Below are 2565 nucleotides of genomic sequence, written 5' to 3'. Positions count from 1 at the left end.
CGCCAAAGATGGCGATAAACCCTTGGAAGGAGGTATCTAATGGAAGGAAGTGGTGAGCCGTGCAGGATTCGAACCTGCGACCCACTGATTAAAAGTCAGTTGCTCTACCAACTGAGCTAACGGCCCACTTCTTCGTCGCTGTCTAAGTGTTTTCCCCAAAAGGATCAAGCACTTATTTCGCTTCGGAACTGCCTGGCAGCCTGTGTCTTGCTGTCCCGATAGGCGGCGTATCTAGGGCCAGTGCGGCGGGGGGTCAACCCCTTTTTTTAACTTTTCCCGCTGAAGGCTGGATTCATCTGCGGCACAGGTCTATATGCCCGGAATGAGCACCCAAGCAGATACCTCTCTCCCCTTCATGAAGATGCACGGGCTGGGCAACGATTTCGTTGTAGTCGACGCGCGCGCGAAGGACATTGCCATCTCTCCGGCTATGGCCAAGGGAATAGCCCACCGCCAGTTCGGCGTCGGGTTCGATCAGCTGGCCGTGATTTCGAACGGTCCGGGGGATGCCCATCTGACCTTCTACAATGCCGATGGCTCCACCTCCGGAGCCTGCGGCAATGCCACCCGCTGCGTGGCGCGCCACCTGATCCTGGAAAGCGGCAAGCCCGGGCTGCATCTGACCACGGACCGCGGCGACCTTTATGCCCGCGACGCCGGCAATGGCCTTACTTCGGTCAATATGGGAAAGCCGCAGCTTGATTGGCAGGACATTCCGCTGGCCGAGGAAGCGGACACGCTGGAACTGCCGATTGAAGGCGGCCCGACCGCCACCGGCATGGGCAACCCGCATTGCACATTTTTTGTCGAAGATGCCGAGCTGATCCCGCTGGATGAATTCGGCCCCCGCTACGAACACCATCCGCTTTACCCGCAACGAACCAACGTGCAGGTCGCCCAGGTGACCGGCGCGGACCGCATCCGCATGCGGGTGTGGGAGCGCGGCGTGGGCGTGACGCTGGCCTCTGGGTCGTCCTCCTGCGCCACAGCCGTTGCGGCCGCCCGGCGCGGGCTGACCGGGCGCAAGGTGCAGATCGACCTTGATGGCGGCAGCCTGTGGATCGACTGGGCCGAGGATGGCGTCTGGATGACGGGAGCGACCATGCATGTCTTTGACGGCACGTTCACGCGTCAGTTCCTGGAGAGTCTGGTATGAGCGCGCCCAAGTTCACCACGCTGGGCTGCCGCCTCAATGCCTATGAGACCGAGGCGATGAAGGAGCTGAGCCAGCAGGCGGGTCTGAAGGACGCCGTGGTGGTGAACACCTGCGCGGTCACGGCCGAAGCGGTGCGCAAGGCGCGTCAGGAAATCCGCAAACTGCGCCGCGAAAACCCCGAAGCGCCGATCATCGTGACCGGATGTGCCGCCCAGACCGAACCGGAAACCTTTGCCGCGATGGAGGAGGTCACTCGCGTCATCGGCAACACCGAAAAAATGCAGGCCGGGACTTGGGACGAAATCGCCAAAGGCCCGGACTTCATCGGCGCCACGGAAAAGGTGCAGGTCGACGACATCATGTCAGTGACTGAAACCGCAGGCCACCTGATCGACGGTTTCGGCACCCGCTCGCGCGCTTATGTGCAGGTCCAGAACGGCTGCGACCACCGCTGCACCTTCTGCATCATCCCCTTTGGCCGCGGCAATTCCCGCTCCGTCCCCGCCGGTGTGGTGATCGACCAGATCAAACGGCTGGTGGACAAAGGCTATAACGAAGTGGTGCTGACGGGCGTGGACCTCACCTCCTGGGGCGCCGACCTGCCGGCGCAGCCGCGCCTGGGCGATCTGGTGATGCGGATTCTGAAGCTGGTGCCGGACCTGCGGCGGCTGCGCATCTCCTCGATCGATTCGATCGAAGCGGATAACAATCTGATGCAGGCCATTGCCACCGAACCGCGGCTGATGCCGCATCTGCACCTGTCCTTGCAGCATGGCGATGACCTGATCCTGAAACGCATGGCCCGCCGCCATCTCCGCGACGATGCCATCGCATTTTGCGAGGAAGCCCGCCGCCTGCGTCCCGAAATGACTTTCGGGGCGGATATCATCGCCGGCTTCCCGACCGAGACAGACGCCCATTTCGAAAACTCGCTGAAGCTGGTCACCGACTGCGATCTCACCTGGCTGCACGTCTTCCCCTATTCCAAGCGGGAAGGCACCCCGGCCGCTAGGATCCCCAACAAGGTGAACGGCACAGTCATCAAGGAGCGCGCCGCCCGGCTGCGCGCGGCTGGCGACGCCCAGGTCGCCCGCCACTTGGCTGAACAGATCGGCCGGACCCACCTCATCCTGATGGAAAACCCGCATATGGGCCGCACAGAACAATTTACAGAAGTGAACTTCACTGCGGCGCAGGTGGAGGGCAGCATTGTCACCACGCAAATTACCGGGGTGGCAGGCACCCAACTTATGGCCTGATACCGTTTCTAACTGCCCTGGCGCTGACGTAGGCGGTTATTCATTGCTGCTTTCATTGTCCTTGGTTCCAAGACATAGAATACGCATGGCGTCAGTATAGCAACCAGCATGAATGTTAGCATACCTAACACGACCAACCCGGGCAGCCCT

Annotated in this window: 2 protein-coding genes and 1 tRNA gene; 2 read left to right on the top strand and 1 reads right to left on the bottom strand. The window is 61.4% G+C overall.

Annotated features, from left to right (window positions below; genetic code table 11):
- Positions 1-50: 50 nt before the first annotated feature.
- Positions 51-126: transfer RNA gene (locus tag VOI29_RS24000), tRNA-Lys, on the bottom strand.
- Positions 127-313: 187 nt separating this feature from the next.
- On the opposite strand from VOI29_RS24000, the gene dapF reads away from it, so the two are divergent.
- Positions 314-1156, top strand: coding sequence for a diaminopimelate epimerase (dapF, locus tag VOI29_RS23995; RefSeq protein ID WP_323784353.1), 843 nt, complete (start codon positions 314-316; stop codon positions 1154-1156).
- A complete protein-coding gene (mtaB, locus tag VOI29_RS23990) occupies positions 1153-2415 on the top strand; it encodes a tRNA (N(6)-L-threonylcarbamoyladenosine(37)-C(2))-methylthiotransferase MtaB (RefSeq protein WP_323784351.1) in 1263 nt (420 codons plus the stop codon). Before dapF ends, mtaB begins: the two co-directional genes overlap by 4 nt.
- The last annotated feature ends 150 nt before the right edge of the window (positions 2416-2565 follow it).

This window comes from Leisingera sp. (genome assembly GCF_034669605.1).
Taxonomy (GTDB): domain Bacteria; phylum Pseudomonadota; class Alphaproteobacteria; order Rhodobacterales; family Rhodobacteraceae; genus Leisingera.
Note: the sequence above shows the minus strand (reverse complement) of the source record. Positions and strands in the feature narration are given on the sequence as shown.